Origin of the sequence: Rathayibacter sp. AY1C1 (genome assembly GCF_002932105.1) — a bacterium.
Classification (GTDB): domain Bacteria; phylum Actinomycetota; class Actinomycetes; order Actinomycetales; family Microbacteriaceae; genus Rathayibacter.
The window spans coordinates 1-17,510 of the sequence record NZ_PSWH01000030.1; the positions used below are offsets into that span (position 1 = coordinate 1).

The window sequence follows — 17,510 nt, forward strand, 5'->3', positions numbered from 1 at the left end:
CACTCCCCCAGCAGCTCCCGCTCCCGCTCCTCCCCCAGCCCGGTGACGGGGTACCTCGGTCAGAGCGCGGAAGAAGTTTCGCTTCGTGCCCGCCAGGCAGCCGCTCGCCCGATGCGGGCCAGCTGAGCGAGCATCTCGCCCGGCGGCCTCGTGACATCGATCCGCACCGGCTCGACGCGGTGACGCGAGATGGTCTCGACACGACGACGTCGACCCCGCTCGCCTGTCCCCCCTAGAACGACCGGGTCGAGCGGGGTAGCCCCCATCCGTGGTCACTCGTCCCGCTCGGCTGGGTCGCTCCTTTGCGACGGCGCGTCGAAAGGCGCGGTCTGAGCCGCATCGTCTTCGCCCTGCGATCCATTCGCGCGACGACGCAAGGCGCCTTCTGCGAGGCGGATGGAGAGGTCGTCTGTCGCTGCTCGGCCACGAGTCACCGCCTCGTCGCCGAAGCGACGGGCTGCATCGAATCCTTCAGCGCCCGTCTCGAGGACCTTGTCGCGGGCGTCGGCCACAGCGGCGAACCAGCCCCTGGCCTTCATCGAGTCGCGGAGACGTTCAAGGCCGACGTGGAGGTGGAAGTCGACCACACCGCTCGCGAGGCGGTCGCTCGATTCGACAACAGCACGGGCGCCGAGCGGATTCAACAGAACTCGCGCATTTGCACTGCCCGCAGCCGAGTCCATACGAGCGATCAGGCGCTCCGTGCTGCGAGCGATCGTGTCGAGCCGGTTCTTCCGAGCAGTCTGCAGGCCGATGCGGTGCTCATCGAGATCGTCCGCAGCCGAATCCAGGACTCGATCGATCTCGAGAATCGCGGTCGATTCCTGCAGCTGTATGCATCGGGCGAGCACGGCGAGCCACTCGCGGACCTTCGGCTCGGCCTCCCGGGTCGCCTTCGCGATGTCTCCCAGTTTCGTCGTCCGCTCGAGCTTCTCGGCCAGGGCGTCGAGCTGTCGCAGGGCGTAGGCCTGAGTGCGTGCGAGGGTCAAAGTGGTCGACTGCACTTTAGACCACGTGACCTCGGACACCCGACGAGTCCGCTCGCGAATGGTCATCGCCTCCTCGATCACGAGGTCGACGCCGATCATGTCGGCCAGTACGGCGTCCTTCTGGTTGCGGAGAAGATCGTCCACCTTCTCGTCGATCGTCGCGAGATAGTCGTTTATCTCGTCGATCGACTGCTGCATGGAAGCTTGCGCCATCATCCCCGCCACGCTCGACAACGCTGCCGGGTTGGTCAGGAGCGCCCCGGGGCCGGTCTGCGCGAACTGGACGATGCTCTTGATCCGGCCGTCCTTGCCCTGCACGACACCCATCGCGAGTCCGCTCTTGGAGTTCACCATGTGGCCGTGCTTCCGCAGCGCAGTGGCGGATTGCTCGGTCAGTTTCACCCATCGACCGGAACCGGCCGAGATCGCGGCCGCTGCCTGCACTACGCCCGCCGCCGCGCCGGCTGCCGGTCGGAGGCGCTCGAGTCCAAGGTCCTTCGATTCGAGACCCTCCGAATGCAGAAATCGGTCCACAGCCGAAGGCTCTCCGATCACGGCTATGCCGTCAGCGTCCTCGATCAGCTGAATGTCGTCGTCCATAGTCGGCTCCTGTCGGTTCGATCGCGCTCCTCTGGGAACACATGATGCTCATCCCACCATGTGCTCGGATCGGAGGAGAAGTGGGCCACGGCGCGGGCGGAAGATGACTGTCGGCTCACGAAGGATTGCTCCGTCACTCGTTACGGCGGTCCCGGGATCCACGCGAGAAAAGCTGTCAGCGCGGGGCAGGACTCCCGGCGTCAGCGGAACCACGCGAGCCCGGCACACGCCCGGTCCCCGTCACGACGCCGCGCACCCCGCCGACGTCAGCGCCCCAGCACCCCCGCGTACACCGCGAGGTACTCGTCGACCATCCGGTCCACCGCGAAGCGGCGGCGAGCCGTCTCTCGCACGGCCGCGCGGTCGAGGAGTCCGACCCGCTCGACCGCGGCGACCGCCTCCGACAGGGAGCCCACCGCGTACCCGGTGACGCTCTCGTCGATGACCTCCGCCATCGATCCGCGGCGGTACGCGATCACCGGCGTCCCGCACGCCATCGCCTCGACGACGGAGAGGCCGAACGGCTCGTCGAAGCCGATCGGATGCAGGAGCGCGAGCGCCCCGCCGAGCACGAGGGCGCGCTCCTCCGGCCCGACCGAGCCGCGGTAGACGACGCGCGTCCCGTCGACGAGCGGCTCGACCTCCTCGCGCCAGTAGCGCTCGTCCTGCACGATGCCGCAGATGAGGAGGCGGCGCCTGGCCACGGCGGCGATCCGGATCGCCTCCGCCGTGCCCTTGTCGGGGTGGATCCGGCCGAGGATCACGAGGTCCTCTCCTCCGGATCCGGCGGGGAAGCCGTCCACGTCGATCCCGTGGTGCACCGTCGCCGCGTAGTCGAGCTCGGGGGAGCGGTCGCTGTCCGAGATCGACACCAGGTGCTCGGTGCGCGGGTGCCGCAGCGCCTCGCGGTAGGCGGGCAGGATCTCGGGCCCGGAGAAGCCGTGCACCGTCGTCACCAGGAATACGGCCGCGGCGGCGTCGACGTCGACGCAGCGGCGGATCAGGAGGCCGGCGCCGCGAGTGGCGTCCTCGCGGCCGTGCCCGGCGGGGAGGACCTACTCGAGGAGGAAGGCGCGCCCGTTGATCAGCAGCGTGTCGCCGTCGGTCGCGGCGAGAACGCCGAATTCGTCGACGGAGCGGGTGGAGTCCCCGGCGGTGTCCGAGGTCGCGGCGACAGCGGGAGTGGCTGCGGCGGCGGTGAGGAGGAGCCCGCAGGCGAGTGCGGTGATCACGGTCGTGCGGTTCATCGGCGTCGTCCTTGGCGTCGTGGTGGGCCGCTTCTCGTGGAGGCGGCGGGAACTGATTCGAGCCTAGGGCGCCGAGCCCGTCAACGCCCTGGGTCGTTCCTTGGGTTCAGCTATGAAGTACCGTGCAGCCATGCCCTGGGGACGCCTCTACTTCGCCGTGCAGGCGCTCGGCGGAGCGGCTTGGTGGGTCGCCGTGGCGCTCGTCCCCGCCGTGCGGATCGCGACGCTCGGCAGCCTCGATCCCGTCCCTGTCGCGGCTCTCGACCTCCCGCTGTTCGTCGGCGCCTCCGCTCTCGCCGCCGCCGGGATCCGCTGGGCGGCCGTCACCGCGACGGCCTGGACGCTCCTCGTCGCGGTCGCCCTGGCCGTCTGGGCCACCCTGACGGGGGAGGCGGGCTGGGGCGTCGTCGCGATGCTCGCCGCGGCGGGCGGCTCCGTCGTCGCGGCGTGCCTGCTCCTGCTCGGCCGGGTGCCCACGCGCTGGATCGCCTCCGGTCCCTTCTCCTTCCGGGTCGCGACCGCGGGCCGCCGACCCGGATCGCACCTCGCCGCGACCCTCGGGCAGATCGCGGTGTTCTGGGGTGGCGCGCTGGTCGTCGTCCCGCTGGTGATCGCCGCGCTGGAGGAGCGCTGGGGCGTGGGCCTCGGAGCGGCGCCGCCCGCGGTCGTCGGCGTCGGCGTCCTGCTGCTGGTCGCGGCGAGCGCGCTCGGGATCTGGTCGGGGCTCACGATGTCGCTCCTCGGCGACGGCACGCCGCTGCCGATCGCGATGACCAACCGGCTGGTGATCGCCGGCCCCTACCGCTGGGTCCGCAACCCGATGGCGGTCGCCGGCATCGTGCAGGGAGCGGCGGTCGGGCTGCTGCTCTCGTCGTGGCTGGTCGTGCTGTACGCGCTCCTCGGCGCCGTCGTCTGGAACCAGGCCGTGCGCCCGCTGGAGGAGGCGGACCTCGCCGCCCGCTTCGGCGCCGACTTCGAGCGCTACCGCTCGCGCGTCCGCTGCTGGGTGCCCCGCCGCCCGGAGCCACTGCCGCGCCGGGGGTAGCCGCCGCCGCGGTGCGCTCGTCGAGGCGTTCCGCTCCCGCCGGGACACCGCCGCCAGGCCGGCGTCTCGCCGACGAGGGCGGTGTCTCGAGGTGACGGACGCGCCTCTCGGGACGGCGACGCGCCTCGCCCGCCGACCCCGTCACTCCGCGGTGCGCCCGCGCCCCACCACCGCGGCGACCAGCCCCGCCGAGACCGCGGCCAGCGCGACCAGCACCCCGCCCACGCCGACTGCCCCCGCCACGAGCGGAGTCGCGAGCGCCAGCGCGACACCGGGGAGAGCCAGCCGCGCGGGCATCGGCTGGTGCTCGCCGAGCGGCGCGTGCACCGCCCACAGGATCAGGACGAAGACCGCGACCGGGACCGCGACGGCCGCGCCGATCACCGTGTCGGACGCCTCGAGGTGGCCCGCGGTCGCGGCGACGGCCGCTTCCAGCCCGGATCCCAGCGCCGCGAGGGCCGCGAACGCCGCGAAGTGCGCGTAGCCCCAGCGGTAGGAGAGGCCGCGCCGCCGCTCCAGCAGCTCGCCGGAGGGATGCGAGAACGACAGCCACCACAGCGCGAACACGATCACCAGCCCGCAGGCCGCGACCAGCACGAGCGAGGTGCTGACGCCCGCCTCCGTCACCGCCCGCTGCACGCCCATCACCGCCGCGAGGACGCCCTCGCCGAGCAGGATGATCGTGAAGAGCCCGTACCGCTCGGCGACGTGGTGCGGATGCCAGTTCGCGTCCCCCGCCCGCTGCGCCCAGAGGGGCACCGCCAGCTCGCAGGCGACCAGGAGCAGGAAGCTCACCACCCCGACCTCCTCGGGCAGGAGCAGCCGCAGCAGCCAGCCGACCTGCACGATCGAGAAGCCGACGGCGTTGCGCACGGCGGAGGTGCGGTGCTCCGGAGTGGACACGGCGACGCGGATCCACTGGCTCACCAGCGCGAACCGCATGATCGCGTAGCCGATGGTGATCGCCCGGTAGTCGCCGTCCTCGAAGCCGGCCGGCACTCCCGCCGCGAGCACCAGGACGCCGCCCATCTGGGCGAGGGTCAGCAGCCGGTAGGGCACGTCGTCGGTGTCGTACCCGGAGGCGAACCAGGTGAAGTTCATCCACGCCCACCAGATGGCGAAGAACACCATGCCGAAGGGGAGGAGCCCCTCGGCGAGGTGCCCCTCCTCGGTCGCGTGGGCGAGCTGCTGGGCGATCTGCGCGATCGCGACGACGAAGGTCAGGTCGACGAGCAGCTCGAGCGGACTCGAGACGCGGTGCGCCTCGTCGATCGCGCGCGGCTGCATCCGCACGCGGAGGGGGTGCGCGGGGGAGGCGGGCATGCGCTCATCCTGCACCCGGAGGGCTTCTGCGCGAGTGCCGCGCCCGCCTCCCGCGACCCTCGGCGCGCGCCCTCGCATCGAGCGTCCAGAAGTCGTCGCACTCGAGCGCGAGTGCGACGACGATCGGACACTCGCGGACGGCCGGACCTCGCCAGGTCGGGCGCAGTCGACACCGCGAGCAGGCAGGAGTCGCGGTACTCGCGCTCCCGTACGGCCACTTCTGGGTTCTCGTGCGCCCCGGGCGACACCCGGCGGCCCCGCGCCCGCGGCCCGCGCCGGCCCGCGCAGGACCCCCGCCTACGATGGGTCGGGATGTCCCCCGAATCCGCGCTCGCCGCCCCGACCCGCGCGTCCCCGGGCGCCCGGCGGTCGCGGCGCGGGCCGCTCCTCGGGCTCGCCCTGGTCGCCGTCCTCGTGGCGACGCGCCTGCTCGCCCCGGACGCGGCGGGCGACGCCCTCTCGGACGCGGTGCGCGACTTCCTCACCCTCTCGATCAGCGTCGTCATCGAATCGCTGCCGTTCGTGTTCCTCGGCATCGTCCTCTCGATCGCGGTGCAGCTGTGGGTGCCCGAGGCCGTGCTGCTGAGGGTCCTGCCGAAGCGGGCGCTCCCGCGGCGGCTCGTGATCTCGCTGCTCGGCGTGCTCCTCCCGGTCTGCGAGTGCGGCAACGTGCCGCTCGCGCGCGGGCTGATCGTCAAGGGCCTCTCGGTATCGGAGTCGATGACGTTCCTCCTCGCCGCGCCGATCGTGAATCCGATCACCATCGTCACGACCTACCAGGCCTTCGGCTGGGCCGACGGGATCCTCGTCTGGCGCATCGTCGGCGGCTTCGCGATCGCGAACCTCGTCGGCTGGATCTTCAGCCGCCACTCCGAGCCGATGAGCCTGCTCACCGACCGCTTCCGCGCGGCGTGCGAGGCGGGCGAGCGGCCGTCCCGCTCCCTCCGCGACCGCTCCCGGCGCAGCGTGCTGCTGTTCGCCGAGGAGACCGGGGCGATGATGCCGGCGCTGTTCGTCGGCGCCGCCATCGCGGGGCTGATCCAGGTCGGCGTCTCGCGCGACGTGCTGACCACGCTCGGCGGCGACCCGCTCTGGTCGGTGCTGGCGCTGATGGTGCTCGCCTTCGTCATCTCGATCTGCTCGAACGTCGACGCGTTCTTCGTGCTCTCGTTCGGCTCCACGTTCCTGCCGGGAGGCATCATCGCGTTCCTCGTCTTCGGTCCGATGATCGACGTCAAGATGCTCGCGCTGCTGCGCACCACGTTCTCGGCCGCGACGCTGGTGCGCGTCACCGTGCTGGTCGCCCTCGCCGCGGCCGTGCTGGGACTGGCGGTGAACTATGCGCTCTGAGCGCCTCCTCGCCCGCTGGAAGGGCGTCGTCCTCAGCCTGATCGGCGTCGTCTCGACCCTGTGGCTCGCGGCGACCGGTCGGCTCGGCCTCTACATCCACCCCCGCTACTTCGAGTTCTCGGTGGTGCTCGCGGTGATCGCCGGAGTGCTGCTGATCGCGGCGTTCGCGGTCGTGCCGGGCGCCGAGGAGGACGCCCACGAGCACGAGCACGAGGACGACGTCGAGCACCTCCACGCCCCCGCACCCGCCCGCCCCTGGCGCCGGGTGGTCGCGGTCGCGGCCGGAGTCGCGGTGATCGCCTCCGCCGCCGTCGCCCTGCTCGTGCTGCCGCCGGCCGCCCTCACCGCCTCGACCGCGACGCAGCGCGAGGTCAACACCAGCGCCGTCGACGCCTCCGTAACCGCCGCGGCGCCCACCGGCGACACGGCCTCCTTCAGCGTGCGCGACTGGGCGACCCTGCTGCGCCAGGGCGCGAGCGAGCAGTTCCTCGCCGGCCGCACGGCTACGGTGAGCGGATTCGTGACCCCCGACGCCTCCGACCCCGAGAACGTCTTCTACATCGCCCGCTTCGTCGTCACCTGCTGCGCGGTGGACGCGCAGCCGGTGGGCGTGCCGGTCTACCAGGCCGGCTGGGCCGACACCTGGTCGGAGGGGCAGTGGCTGGAGGCGAGCGGCGGCTTCGGCGCGAACCCGAGCGTCACCAGCGCCGAGGCGGTCGTGCTGGAGCCGGAGGCGCTCACTCCGATCGACGAGCCGGCGATGCCGTATGTCTACTGAGCGCGGCGCGAATCCTGAGCGCGGCGCGTCTCCTGAGCGCGGCGCGTCTCTCGAGCCCGGCGCGTCTCCCGGCGGCGGCACGTCGGCGCAGAGCGGGCGACGGGCCGGAGGCGGTGCGCGGCGGGCTCCCGGCCTCGACTCCGCAGGCGCCTCCCGCTTCCCGCGGCTCTTCTGGGCGGTTGTCGCGGTGCTCGTCCTCGCGGTCGGAGGCCTGACCGCCGCCACCGTCGCGAAGGTGCCCCGGGTCGCCTCCCTCGAGGTCAGCACCGACGGCGTGGTCGAGCGCGACGGCTCCCGAGCCCGCCTGCACCTCGACCAGGCGCTCGAGCCCGACGCGCTCGACCGCGTCCGCGTCGCCCCGGACGCCCCGCACACCACCGAGCTCGACGGCGGCGTGCTCACCGTCACCTTCACCGACACCCTCCGCTACGCCACCCGCTACGAGATCGGGATCGACGACGCCCGCAGCGCCGCGACCGGCTCGGCCGCCGACGTCTCCGCCTCCTTCACCACGAAGGACCCCGACCTCTTCACCCTCGACCGCACCGCCGACGACCCCTCGCAGCCCGACGCCGTCCGCGTCCGCCCGCTCTCCGGAGGCGACGCCCGGGTCCTCGTCGCGGCCGACCGGATCCAGGACTACGCCGTCGTCGGCCCGGTGCTGGTCGTCGTGACCATCGAGCCGGACGACACGAACCTCCTCCGCACGGTCACGCTCGACACCGGCTCCGAGGGCGTGATCCCGCTCCCCGGCCCCGGGACCGTGCGCGAGCTGCACTCCTCGCCCGAGAAGGGCGTGCTCGGCTGGACCTTCACCGGGCAGGCGCCGTCGGGCCCGCTCGACCGCGCCCTCTACTCCTACGACCTCACCGACCAGAAGGCCGAGGCGGTCCCCGTGCTCGGGATCGACGGCGGGCCGCTGCGGGCGCGCGACTGGATGTTCGTGCCCGGCACCACCTCCGTCGTCACCCACTCGCTCGACGACACGGTGCTCCTGCTCGACCTGCTGACGCCCGGCTCGATCAGCCCGCTCGGGCAGCACGCGGAGCTGCGCGGATTCGTGCCCGGCGCGAACCGGCTCGTGGTCGCCGATCCGGAGTCGGGCTCGCTGATCGACCTGGCCGACGGCTCGGTCGAGACGCTCGCCCTCCCGCCGGCGGACGTGAGCGCGACCGCGTCGCCCGTGCAGATCCTGCTCCTCGACTCCGGGAGCTACGTCGAGCTCGAGGCCGAGTACGCGCCGGAGACGGGGGCGACCCAGTACTCCGTCGTCCGCGTCGACGCGTCCGGCACCTCGGAGGTGTTCCGCACCTCGCCGACGGGGCGCATCCGCGGCGTCTGCCTCTCGCCGAACGGGCAGTACCTCGCCGTCGAGACCGTCTCGGTCGAGGGTCGGCCGGACGACTACCCGGGCGAGCCGGGCTTCAGCGCGACCTCGACCGTGCTCGTCGACCTCGGCACCGGCGACACCGCGCGCAGCGTCAACGGACGCTCGCGCGACTGGTGCGCGTAGGGGCCGGGCCGACGACCGGCTCGTCCACCTGACTGATTGCTGGCGGTTCGGAAGTACCGGATCGTTCAGCAGATCATCGAGAACGACCAGCGCGCCGATCTGAGCGTCGCGGACCGCACCGCCGCGTGGGCGCAGCTCGCGTTCGAGGGCGTGTCCGCCGCAGCGATCGCCAAGCGCACCGGCACCAAGACCGACGCGGTTAAGAAGGGGCTTGCGGTCGCGGAGTCCGGCTCGAGCCGGTCCCCGCCCCCTCCTCTTCTCCCACTGCTGCACAGGAAGGCCTGACCATTACCACCACGACCACCGCACCCCGCCCCGCCCACCGCTTCGACCCGTACCAGGAGTGATCGACCTCGAAATCGGATCGCTTTCCACGGCTGGGGGACCGACGACGAGAACGACGACCACCCTCGACGCTATCGACTGCGCCGACGGCCCACACGAGATCGATCCCGCGTCGCTCGGTGAGAAGCCGATTTCGAGTGTCGACGCCACCCCATCGGACGCGGACAACGACACCGTCTGGGTCCTCACAGTGCGCGGAGACCGGGATCCCTCCTGACATCGGCGGGACTTCTCGACGCGCTCGGCCGGTGTCGTCCTCAAGCGCGTCTCGGCTCTGCTGTCCAGTACGGAAATCGTCCTACGGCCGGCCGAGTTCAGCTAGTCGACGGTCATAGCGGGCCAGTTCGGCACGCATCTGCTCGATCGACCTCGGCGTGAAACGCCTCACCTGCATGTCGAGGATCGCATCGGCCACGACGTCGCTGGTCCCGAATGCTGCGGCAACGGCCGCCCTCTCGTCGTCGCGACCTCCCGAGACGCTCGCGCACACCCGGAACAGCTTCTCGGGGTTCTCGATGGCTCTGATGCAGGCGTTGATGATCTCGGTACTCATCACGAGATTCTGACGTTCGCTGTCGTCGTCCATGCGGTCACCGTACCGGCCGAAGCGACCTGCCTCCGGGCGGCGACGGCCTCGCGGCGGGGCGGACGTTCTCGGCGCTCCAGTCGGTCGGGTCGTCGCGGGGATCGCGAGGCCGGGCTTCATGGCGACGACGATGTCCGCGTTCTCGAGGTCCTCCACTGTGACGGCGCGGGGGGTGCGGTCGCTGATGTCGAGACCGAGCTCCGCGACGGTCGCGGCAATCGCGGGGTTCACTGTGTCTGCGGGGGACAGCCCGGCGGTGGTGGCGGTGTAGCGGTCGCCGGCGAGTACTTCGAACACGCCGGCCGCTCCCAACTCGGCGCCCGCGGTCAGCCGAAGCACCAGCATCGCCTGCACGATCCACCTCACCCGGAAAGGGGACTTAGTTAGACCGTCTAGAAAATCTAGGCTGTGACCGCTCGATCGGCGATCCCTGGCTGCTGGTCGTTCGAGGTTGGCGCGCGTGCGGCCAACCGGCAGCGAGGGGTGCACCGACCCGAACGGTTGCACCCCTCGCTGTAATTGTGAAGCCACCAGAGCCCGTTGACGAGAGGGCCCGGAGGCGCCGAGACATTTTCGAGGGTCGATGCCGGTGAGGGTCAGGCGAAAGCGCTGCCCGCCAGCGGATGCGCGAGCAGGATCCCCGCGATGAGGACGAGTGCGGCGCTCGGCAGCACGAACTCGACGGGGCGTTTTCCGTGGCGGCTCAGCGCGGAGGGCGCCAGATGGATGAGCACGCCGACCGTGAGCAGGACGGCGCACGTGAGAAGACCCCATCCGCCGATGAAGAGCAGACTGACTCCCGGGCCACCCGACTCGGGGATCCCGTACCAGACGGCGTCCGCGATCCAGAGTGTCGCGGCGGCGACGCCGGTTGACGCGAGAGCGACCCAGGACACAACGGAGCTAGAGCCGGTCGAGGTCGATCTCCTGGTGTCCACCTGCCGAACGCTAGGGCAGCCGACGGCGCTGGACAACGAAGCCGGAATGAACAAGAGGTGGACGTGAATCCGTCCGGCGACGGACGGCGGTGCCCCTTCAAGGAGTTGCCGGTGGACTCCCGAGCGCAGCGTCGTCGTGTCTCGTTGCCCTGCGGTCGGGGATCGAGGAGCGGGGAGGGGGAGGCGCCGGCTGGGGGACCGACAGGTCGGCTTCGCTTGCAGTTCCCGCAGCGGAGGATCGCCATGCTCACCGGCGGTGCCGACTCGCTGCCCGTGAGGGGAGCTCTCGCTGAGCTGGCGGATGAGCCGATCGGCGATCGGGTTCAGCCGGTGAGCCGGCGGACCTGTTCAGCGGAGAGCTGGCGGTCGGCGAAGAGCACGACTCGTGCGGTCGGGTCTGGGCTGTGCGCGTCCGGACCCTCCCATCTGAGCGCGAGGCCGAGTCGTTCGATGGTGCGGCGGGAGCGTGCGTTGCGTTCTGCGACGACCGCGGTGATGGGCAGCTCCGGTCGGAGGCGGTGGGCGAGTTCGATGCCGGCAAGGGCGACTTCCTGCGCGTAGCCCTTGCTCCAGTGGTCGGGGTGGAGGGTGAACGCCACATTCCAGGCTGCATCGGAGAGCAGAGTGCATCCACCCATTCCGATCAGATCACGGCTGTCGATGGGGGAGTCGCGCCGCCGGATCACCCAGCTGCTGAGTCCGTCCCGTGTCCACTGGGTCCTTCGATACGCGATCACGGCCCGGGTCTGATCGGCGGAGAGATGGAGGAGGAGCGGATCCTCTTCCGCGATCCGCGGATCGGTGTATAGGCGGAACAGCTCGTCCAGGTCGGTCTCGGCGGGCCGGCACAGTCGGAGCCGGTCGGTGAGCACGTCGAGGTCCCGTGGGGCACAGGCCTGTCCGTCGCTCACGCTCATGGGATGAGGTTGCCATGACCCGACCGCTCGACCAGCGTTGAGTGCGCATGTGATCCGGTCGCGCGAGGTGGCCCGTACGGGGATCGGTGGCCGGAGGTCCTCAGTTGCTGACGTGAGTCAGAGTCCGCGCGTACTCGATCATCGGATGACCACCGAGCGGATGCGGCGCGGGATCCCCGTGAGGCTCGAAGCCGGACGCCTTGTAAAGCCCTTCCGCCCGATCGTTTCCGGCGCGGACGTGCAGCTTCAGGACGAGGTAGCCGAGCTGAGAGGCGGATTGGACCGCGTCGTCGAGCAGTGTCCGGCCGAGCCCGCGCCCTGTCTCGCTCGGTGCGACGGCGAGCAGTTCGAGCAGCGCACTGTGTCGGCCCGGACCATCGCCCGTGTCGACGGTGAGAGCGAACCCGAGGGGATCCGAGCCGATGACGGCGAACCGAACGAGAGGCCGGTGGAACTTCGCTCGAGCCCTCTCGGCGACCGCGTCGTCCTGACTGCATCCGTCTCGTGCTCTGAGTGCCTCCAGCCAGAGGTCGATGCAGGGCCCGCGATCGTCAGGCGAACCGGCTCGGATCTTCATGCGCTGAGGCTATCGAGGCAGCCATCGGACATGTTCCGAATCCGAGTCGCGTCCTCGTTGTGGACGCCGGCTCGCCGGCTGACGCTGGACAGCAGCTCGCCGAGGCGTGGTCGTGTCACCGAACGAGACGTCGGGCGAAGGACCGGCACATGCTCCGAGGGGCGGGCGTGCGCGAGGAGCGATTCGTACAGTGGAGGTATGAGTGTGATGAAGGAGACGGGTACCGCGCGGCGGAGCGGACGAGGGTGGACGCGGGCTGCGTTCGTGCTGGGCGTTCTCGCCGTCGTGTCCTACGCCGTCGGATACCTGGCGGTGGCCCACCTGTGGGTGGGCGATCCCCTGGTCATCGGAGTCGCGACCACGCTGCAGTACCTTCTCCCGCTGGCCGGCGTCCTCGTCGCTCATCAGGCGCGACGACACGTCGGTCCTCGCTGGGAGTCGACGGTGGGACTCGTGCTCTCCTACCTCTTCCTGGCCTTTGCCGTGGTGCCGGTCGTCATCGGCTTGGCCGGACTGCTGCTGGCACGCTGATCGATCGACGACCCGGATCATTCAGCGGTTCACGCGATTCGCGGCCGTCTGAACGATCGGCAGCTTCTTCGCACGAAGGGTGGCGGCGAGGAGCCAGCCGAGGAGGGAAGCGATTCCTGCCGTGACTGCATATTCCGTGATGAGGCCCGCGGAGGAGGGCCAGGTCGCGTTTCCCGACGCGAGTACCAGCGCGGTGGAGGCGGCGGCGCCGATCACGAGTCCCAGACCCAGGAACGCGGCCGCCCGCCCGACGCGCGGGGTGCGGCGTGTCCGCCGGTCGAGCCAGAGACTCGAGGGAAGCCATAGGAGTGCGCCCGCGACAGTGAACGCAGCTGCCGTGCCCGCGATGAGCCCTGCTGCGGACCCGCCCGATACATCCCAGCTGCCCACAGTTCGCAGCAGCGCAAGGACCGCAACGGCAGGCCACGCCAGAATGCCCCATGCCAGTTCTCGTGTTTCCATGAGCATCATGGTCCGGCACGTCGGTGAACACGCCATGAATCAGAACGTTCAGCACTCCACGATTATGTGTTCCGTAAGGGGATGGTTGAGCGGGCCATCTTCGTCGTCCGCGTGGACTCATCCCTCCACAGGACCGGGGCACGTCTCGGTGCTGAAATCGGAGGTTGCGGTGGTTGCGTCCGGGCAGAGGCCGGTGGTCCAACCGTGATCATCCGCGTAGGAGTTGTATTCGTTTGTCAGAGAGAAGACGATCCCTGCGTTCCAGGGTGCCGTGTAGGCGAAAGAGACGACGGGATCCCCTTCATCCGTGAGAGAACTCCAGGCGAGCTCCGCCTCCTCGCCCGCTGCTGCTGCCGTGTCGAGGCATGCGACCGCGTTGATGGGCACGAGCTCGGTTTGATCAAGCACGAACTCTCCGCAGGTATCGGCAGCGTTGCCTTCCTGCACGATCAGCGGCGCGTCGCGCAACGCGCGAGCTGCCCGGATCGGATCACCCTCCGGAGCTGGTGAACCTGAGCACGCGGCGAGCATCAGTGCGCCAGCAGCAATGAGCGCCGTAGCGGCGCAATGCCGTCCCGCCATTCCCTCGCCTGTTCGTTTCACGGCGCCACCGTACTCAAGACCGCGCCTTTGTCTACTTGCAACCGGCAGGCGGGGCCGGCACCGTCCCGTATCGGGATGGTTCACCGGGCCGATCTGGTGCCCGGCCGTGGAAGACTCGTTGGGCCGACGACAGCGGAGCGTGACGCCAGTGACTTCAGTAGTGAGCCTCATCCGCTCCAACAGCCTCTCCGGCGCAGCGCAGTATGCGTACGCCGCGACAGTTCCCGCCGGCTCGCGCATGATCTTCCTCGCCGGAGATGTTGCACTGGACGCGGTAGATCCCCTGCCCCGGAGTTGCCGTCACTTCGTCCCTAGTCTTTTCCTATGAACGCATCGAGCTCATTGCCCTCTCTTGACGGTTACCGCTTCGCGGCTGTCCGCGACACAGTCGGCGGCGAAGTAGGACCTGAGACTGTCTTCGACTACCACGAAGCGGACGGCGAGGTGTGGGCCACCTACGCCGGCGGCGCAGTCCGGCGGGGATTCCTTGTCGGCACTCGAACCGGTGACACGGTGGCGTTCCGCTACTGCCAGCTCAACGAGGACGGCGAGACCTCGACGGGATCCTGCGTCTCCGAGATTGTTCTCGACCCAACTGGGCTGCTTCGAATGAAGGAGACGTGGGCCTGGGAATCAAAACCCGGTAATGGCACCAGCGAAGTCACGGAGATCATCGTCCCTCGCCTAGCATCGGTCGTCACAGAACCCCGAACCCGACCCTTTCACGAGTCGTAGAATGAGTGACAAGTTATAGGACAACACTGCTCGGCGCGCCGCGTTTGTGGAGTTTATCGCTAAGTGGCGGCGTCTCTTGATCGTTGCGTGGCGCTAGTTGCCGATGACGAGGATGCTGGCAGCGGCTTCGATGACGTCGTCGGTAATGGTTTCGAGGTCGTTGATCTTGAGCACGCGGGCTATCTGCGGAAAGAGTCGTTCGAGTAGGCGGAAGTTGCCGCGGGTGATGCGTTCGATGGAGGCGATGGCTTGGGCGTCGGTGAAGTCGTCGGGGTCGAGGGTGCGGCCGAGGCGCTTCCAGTGGCGGTCGAGGACGAAGAGGAGTTCGTCGCGACCGAGGGCGCGGTAATGGTGGGAGAAGCCGAGGCGGCTGTAGAGCTGCGGGTAGTGGCGGAAGCGTTGGTCGATGCCGGGCATGCCGATCAGAATTATGGAGAGGTGTTCGCGGTCGTGTCGGTCGCGGAGCAGCTCGAGTGCGGTGGGTGTGAGTCGTTCGGCTTCGTCGATGATGAGTAGCTCGACGAGGTGAGCCACTGGTCGTGCTTTGAAAGGCGGGTCAGGTTCGAGGGAGCGCAGATGTTCGTCGGCGCAGAGGCCGACTTTGATTTGCCAATGGTTGATGTCGTGCATGAGGTCTTTGGGTCGGCAGAGTACTTCGGGTGTGTAGAACACGGTGCGGGATCGGTTGGCGAGGGCGTAGTGCTTGGCGTCGTGATCTCCTCGCGGGCCCCATTCGTTGATGTAGGGCTCGAGAGCGTCCCAGTTCGCATAGCGGCGGGCGGAGTTGGTCTTGCCGACACCAGCATCACCGTGACAGATGCCGATGGTTCGTTCCTTGCGGACGGCGTTGGCGAACTCGGTGAAGCGTCGGTGCTCTTTGGTCACGATGAAGGCCTGGTTCATCACTCGTCCTCTTCATAGGTGCGTAGCCGACGCCGATGGGGAACGGGCGCGACGCTGTGCGGCTCCTCCCGGACGGTGGCGGTGGGAATGCGGTCGTTGATGACGTGCCGGAGTTGTCGTCGGCGGGCGCGGCGGGCGGCTTCGATGTCGCGGAGGCTGAGTCGGAGGTTGGGGTGAGCTTCGTCGACGGCAACACAGACGAAGGTGTCGCGGTCGTAGATCCGGATCTCTGAGACGTCACGTGGGTCATATCGAATCGTGACGGTGTGCCCGACGAAGGGTGCGAGCGTCGGGGCGAGGTAGCGCTGGCCCTGGAAGTGAACGCCATCGCGCTGCACGACGCGATTCTTCGGAACAGTGAGAAGAAGCCCATCGAGCTGTTCGAGGCCGTCAGGCATACGCGGGAGCCAGCCGTCAGGAACCCATGCGTCTCGCGGAGAGGCTTCGAGCTCGCGATGCGGGCGCTCGTTGTAGGTCCTGACGAAGGCGCCGATCGCCTGGTCGAGGGCCGCCAGATCAAGTACTGGGTGGGGGCTTCTGCTGCCGGGCCCGAGGTGCCCCGGGAGGGTAGCGAGGAGTTCGGTGTTGATGGTGCGGAAGAAGCGTTCGATCTTGCCGCGGCCCTGGGGTCTGCCGACGATGGAATGGATGATGCGGATGCGCAGCTCGATGGCGGTGCGCTCGAGGTGGTGGCTGGTGAAGTCGGAGCCGTGGTCGACGTGGAGAACGTCAGGTATCCCGCACATAGCCCACGTCGGGTCGGGCTTTCTCCAGATCGCCTGACGGAGAGCAAGTGCTGTGTTCATCGCGGACGGTGCCCCGGCGAAGACGATGTAGCCGCAGATCGCGCGCGAATAGTCGTCCATCACGATCGTCAGCCACGGCCGATCGCGCGCCCCCGGTGCCCATGATGAGGATGTCGAGTTCGGTGTGATCCGCCTGCCACATGTGGTTGGGACGTTCGGCGCGTCGGCGAAACACCAGCTCGTGCTTGTCTCGATTGGCGGCCGGTCCTTCCAACGCGAGTGTTACGAGCGCCGGGTCTAGAGCTTGCACGATTTCCCTGACGGTGGCGTAGCTCGGCGCCGACAGGCCATGATGATCTGCTTCAGCGCTTGCTAGGCGGTGCAGCGTGGTCAGCGCTGGTCGCGGCCTGCTCAAAGCCAGTCGTTCGATGAACGCCACGAGCTCAGGCGGCGTTCGACGTACACCAGCGTCCGATCGCTGGTGCGGATCGAGAGCAGTGACGCCGCTTTCTCGGTAGAGCTGATGCCAGCGCTGTAGTGTGCGGAGGCCGATGCCGATGTCTCGTGCGAGGGCGGCGAGGGGTATCTGATCTTCGACGTGAAGTCGGAGAATTCGCCACCGCTCGTCACCGTCCATGGCATTTGCTACATGGCGGTGCTCTCGCGGCCGGCGAGGGCTTGCTGGTGACGGTAGAGGGTGGCGCGACTCCAGCCAACGAGTCGTGCTGCGTCTTCGGCGGTGCGGCCCTTCGCTCGAGCGTCGGAGGCGATGGCGAGCTTGTCGGCGATTACTGCAGGATCGGACAGTGGGCGGCCGAAGCGTGTGCCGTTCTGCCGCGCCGCTGCGATCCCCGCATTCACCCGCTCGACGATCAGTTCGCGCTCGTACTCGGCGAGGGTGGCCAGCATGTGGAGCATCAGCCGGCCCGTCGACGTCGCCGGATCGATGCCATCAGAGATAGACCGGACGTGGATGCCGCGGTCACGCAGCAGGTTCACCGTGTTCAGGACGTCCATCAAGGAGCGGCCAAGCCGATCAACTCGCCACACGACCACGGTGTCACCGGACTCTGCATGCTCGAGGAGCTTCTTCATCCCTCGGCGCTCGATCGCGGTCTTGCTCCCGGAGGTGACATCAGCGAACACGTCGCGCTTTTGAACGCCGACAGCCACCAGCGCGTCGAGCTGCAACTGCGCATCCTGACTCGATGTGCTCACGCGGGTGTATCCAAGAAGTCTCACTCGACCAGTGTGACTCACAAGCTCCTCGCAATCATGACCCTGAGACGGTTTCTGTTGAGACGCATTTTCGAGACATCTGC

General features: G+C 69.1%; 22 protein-coding genes. 8 read left to right on the forward strand and 14 right to left on the reverse strand.

Features of this window, described 5'->3' with window-relative positions; all coding sequences use genetic code 11:
- Positions 1–272 precede the first annotated feature (272 nt).
- From C5C71_RS13375 to C5C71_RS13385, 3 genes are all read right to left on the reverse strand, one after another.
- Complete coding sequence (locus C5C71_RS13375) at positions 273–1,589, reverse strand: hypothetical protein (protein WP_219813477.1); 1,317 nt, start codon at positions 1,587–1,589, stop codon at positions 273–275.
- A 266-nt stretch (positions 1,590–1,855) separates the two neighbouring features.
- Positions 1,856–2,545: a glycosyltransferase gene (locus C5C71_RS13380; RefSeq protein ID WP_258068731.1), complete on the reverse strand. Its 690-nt coding sequence runs from the start codon at positions 2,543–2,545 to the stop codon at positions 1,856–1,858.
- Between the two features lie 99 nt (positions 2,546–2,644).
- Positions 2,645–2,836, reverse strand: coding sequence for a hypothetical protein (locus C5C71_RS13385; RefSeq protein WP_104223384.1), 192 nt, complete (start codon positions 2,834–2,836; stop codon positions 2,645–2,647).
- 130 nt (positions 2,837–2,966) lie between these two features.
- Between C5C71_RS13385 and C5C71_RS13390 the strand changes: the two genes are divergently transcribed.
- Positions 2,967–3,881, forward strand: a complete 915-nt coding sequence (locus C5C71_RS13390) for an isoprenylcysteine carboxylmethyltransferase family protein (protein ID WP_104260808.1) — start codon at positions 2,967–2,969, stop codon at positions 3,879–3,881.
- Between the two features lie 141 nt (positions 3,882–4,022).
- Here the strand turns inward: C5C71_RS13390 and C5C71_RS13395 are convergent, their stop codons facing one another.
- Entirely contained in the window at positions 4,023–5,204 is a 1,182-nt protein-coding gene (locus C5C71_RS13395) for a low temperature requirement protein A (protein ID WP_219814197.1), read from the reverse strand.
- Between the two features lie 312 nt (positions 5,205–5,516).
- Between C5C71_RS13395 and C5C71_RS13400 the strand changes: the two genes are divergently transcribed.
- The 5 genes from C5C71_RS13400 (at position 5,517) to C5C71_RS17335 (ending at position 9,407) form a co-directional block, all read left to right on the forward strand.
- Complete coding sequence (locus C5C71_RS13400) at positions 5,517–6,554, forward strand: permease (RefSeq protein WP_104337847.1); 1,038 nt, start codon at positions 5,517–5,519, stop codon at positions 6,552–6,554.
- Complete coding sequence (locus C5C71_RS13405) at positions 6,544–7,332, forward strand: TIGR03943 family putative permease subunit (RefSeq protein WP_104248332.1); 789 nt, start codon at positions 6,544–6,546, stop codon at positions 7,330–7,332. Before C5C71_RS13400 ends, C5C71_RS13405 begins: the two co-directional genes overlap by 11 nt.
- Positions 7,333–7,519: 187 nt before the next feature.
- Positions 7,520–8,845, forward strand: coding sequence for a hypothetical protein (locus C5C71_RS13410; RefSeq protein WP_104337848.1), 1,326 nt, complete (start codon positions 7,520–7,522; stop codon positions 8,843–8,845).
- A 36-nt stretch (positions 8,846–8,881) separates the two neighbouring features.
- On the forward strand, positions 8,882–9,130 hold the full coding sequence (locus C5C71_RS18065; protein ID WP_104337849.1) for a hypothetical protein: 249 nt from the start codon (positions 8,882–8,884) through the stop codon (positions 9,128–9,130).
- A gap of 58 nt (positions 9,131–9,188) precedes the next feature.
- Positions 9,189–9,407, forward strand: a complete 219-nt coding sequence (locus tag C5C71_RS17335; RefSeq protein WP_146076619.1) for a hypothetical protein — start codon at positions 9,189–9,191, stop codon at positions 9,405–9,407.
- An 81-nt stretch (positions 9,408–9,488) separates the two neighbouring features.
- Here C5C71_RS17335 and C5C71_RS13420 read toward each other — a convergent pair whose 3' ends face one another.
- From C5C71_RS13420 to C5C71_RS13435, 4 genes are all read right to left on the reverse strand, one after another.
- On the reverse strand, positions 9,489–10,142 hold the full coding sequence (locus C5C71_RS13420) for a low molecular weight phosphatase family protein (RefSeq protein WP_258060023.1): 654 nt from the start codon (positions 10,140–10,142) through the stop codon (positions 9,489–9,491).
- 230 nt (positions 10,143–10,372) lie between these two features.
- Positions 10,373–10,714 (reverse strand): hypothetical protein, encoded by a 342-nt coding sequence (locus tag C5C71_RS13425; RefSeq protein WP_146084467.1) that lies wholly within the window; start codon positions 10,712–10,714, stop codon positions 10,373–10,375.
- 323 nt (positions 10,715–11,037) lie between these two features.
- On the reverse strand, positions 11,038–11,631 hold the full coding sequence (locus C5C71_RS13430; RefSeq protein WP_104247869.1) for a GNAT family N-acetyltransferase: 594 nt from the start codon (positions 11,629–11,631) through the stop codon (positions 11,038–11,040).
- Between the two features lie 100 nt (positions 11,632–11,731).
- A complete protein-coding gene (locus C5C71_RS13435; protein WP_104223376.1) occupies positions 11,732–12,208 on the reverse strand; it encodes a GNAT family N-acetyltransferase in 477 nt (158 codons plus the stop codon).
- A gap of 198 nt (positions 12,209–12,406) precedes the next feature.
- Here C5C71_RS13435 and C5C71_RS13440 point away from each other — a divergent pair, with 198 nt between their 5' ends.
- Positions 12,407–12,739: a hypothetical protein gene (locus C5C71_RS13440; protein ID WP_104337851.1), complete on the forward strand. Its 333-nt coding sequence runs from the start codon at positions 12,407–12,409 to the stop codon at positions 12,737–12,739.
- Positions 12,740–12,760: 21 nt separating this feature from the next.
- Here C5C71_RS13440 and C5C71_RS17340 read toward each other — a convergent pair whose 3' ends face one another.
- Both C5C71_RS17340 and C5C71_RS17345 read right to left on the reverse strand, forming a co-directional pair.
- On the reverse strand, positions 12,761–13,201 hold the full coding sequence (locus C5C71_RS17340) for a hypothetical protein (protein WP_146084468.1): 441 nt from the start codon (positions 13,199–13,201) through the stop codon (positions 12,761–12,763).
- 117 nt (positions 13,202–13,318) lie between these two features.
- Positions 13,319–13,804, reverse strand: a complete 486-nt coding sequence (locus tag C5C71_RS17345; protein WP_146084469.1) for a hypothetical protein — start codon at positions 13,802–13,804, stop codon at positions 13,319–13,321.
- Positions 13,805–14,128: 324 nt separating this feature from the next.
- On the opposite strand from C5C71_RS17345, the gene C5C71_RS13450 reads away from it, so the two are divergent.
- Positions 14,129–14,539 (forward strand): hypothetical protein, encoded by a 411-nt coding sequence (locus tag C5C71_RS13450; protein ID WP_104223373.1) that lies wholly within the window; start codon positions 14,129–14,131, stop codon positions 14,537–14,539.
- Positions 14,540–14,632: 93 nt separating this feature from the next.
- On the opposite strand, the gene C5C71_RS13455 is transcribed toward C5C71_RS13450, so the two are convergent.
- The 4 genes from C5C71_RS13455 to C5C71_RS13465 are packed head-to-tail and all read right to left on the reverse strand — an operon-like array spanning position 14,633 to position 17,430.
- A complete protein-coding gene (locus tag C5C71_RS13455; RefSeq protein ID WP_104337852.1) occupies positions 14,633–15,442 on the reverse strand; it encodes an AAA family ATPase in 810 nt (269 codons plus the stop codon).
- Positions 15,442–16,287, reverse strand: a complete 846-nt coding sequence (locus C5C71_RS18070) for a Mu transposase C-terminal domain-containing protein (RefSeq protein WP_308471173.1) — start codon at positions 16,285–16,287, stop codon at positions 15,442–15,444. The genes C5C71_RS13455 and C5C71_RS18070 overlap by 1 nt, the downstream gene beginning before the upstream one ends.
- Positions 16,172–16,825 carry a helix-turn-helix domain-containing protein gene (locus tag C5C71_RS18075; RefSeq protein ID WP_308471753.1) on the reverse strand — a complete coding sequence of 218 codons (654 nt, stop codon included), beginning with the start codon at positions 16,823–16,825 and terminating at the stop codon, positions 16,172–16,174. Before C5C71_RS18075 ends, C5C71_RS18070 begins: the two co-directional genes overlap by 116 nt.
- A gap of 8 nt (positions 16,826–16,833) precedes the next feature.
- On the reverse strand, positions 16,834–17,430 hold the full coding sequence (locus C5C71_RS13465; protein ID WP_104336051.1) for a recombinase family protein: 597 nt from the start codon (positions 17,428–17,430) through the stop codon (positions 16,834–16,836).
- Positions 17,431–17,510 lie beyond the last annotated feature (80 nt).

Coding starts and splice junctions, on each gene's coding strand:
- C5C71_RS13390 (WP_104260808.1), top strand. CDS start 2,967: ATGCCCTGGGGACGCCTCTACTTCGCCGTGCAGGCGCTCGGCGGAGCG.
- C5C71_RS13435 (WP_104223376.1), bottom strand. CDS start 12,208: ATGAAGATCCGAGCCGGTTCGCCTGACGATCGCGGGCCCTGCATCGAC.
- C5C71_RS13405 (WP_104248332.1), top strand. CDS start 6,544: ATGCGCTCTGAGCGCCTCCTCGCCCGCTGGAAGGGCGTCGTCCTCAGC.
- C5C71_RS18075 (WP_308471753.1), bottom strand. CDS start 16,825: ATGGACGGTGACGAGCGGTGGCGAATTCTCCGACTTCACGTCGAAGAT.
- C5C71_RS13430 (WP_104247869.1), bottom strand. CDS start 11,631: ATGAGCGTGAGCGACGGACAGGCCTGTGCCCCACGGGACCTCGACGTG.
- C5C71_RS13375 (WP_219813477.1), bottom strand. CDS start 1,589: ATGGACGACGACATTCAGCTGATCGAGGACGCTGACGGCATAGCCGTG.
- C5C71_RS13455 (WP_104337852.1), bottom strand. CDS start 15,442: ATGAACCAGGCCTTCATCGTGACCAAAGAGCACCGACGCTTCACCGAG.
- C5C71_RS13385 (WP_104223384.1), bottom strand. CDS start 2,836: ATGAACCGCACGACCGTGATCACCGCACTCGCCTGCGGGCTCCTCCTC.
- C5C71_RS13395 (WP_219814197.1), bottom strand. CDS start 5,204: ATGCCCGCCTCCCCCGCGCACCCCCTCCGCGTGCGGATGCAGCCGCGC.
- C5C71_RS17340 (WP_146084468.1), bottom strand. CDS start 13,201: ATGGAAACACGAGAACTGGCATGGGGCATTCTGGCGTGGCCTGCCGTT.
- C5C71_RS13400 (WP_104337847.1), top strand. CDS start 5,517: ATGTCCCCCGAATCCGCGCTCGCCGCCCCGACCCGCGCGTCCCCGGGC.
- C5C71_RS13450 (WP_104223373.1), top strand. CDS start 14,129: ATGAACGCATCGAGCTCATTGCCCTCTCTTGACGGTTACCGCTTCGCG.
- C5C71_RS13440 (WP_104337851.1), top strand. CDS start 12,407: ATGAGTGTGATGAAGGAGACGGGTACCGCGCGGCGGAGCGGACGAGGG.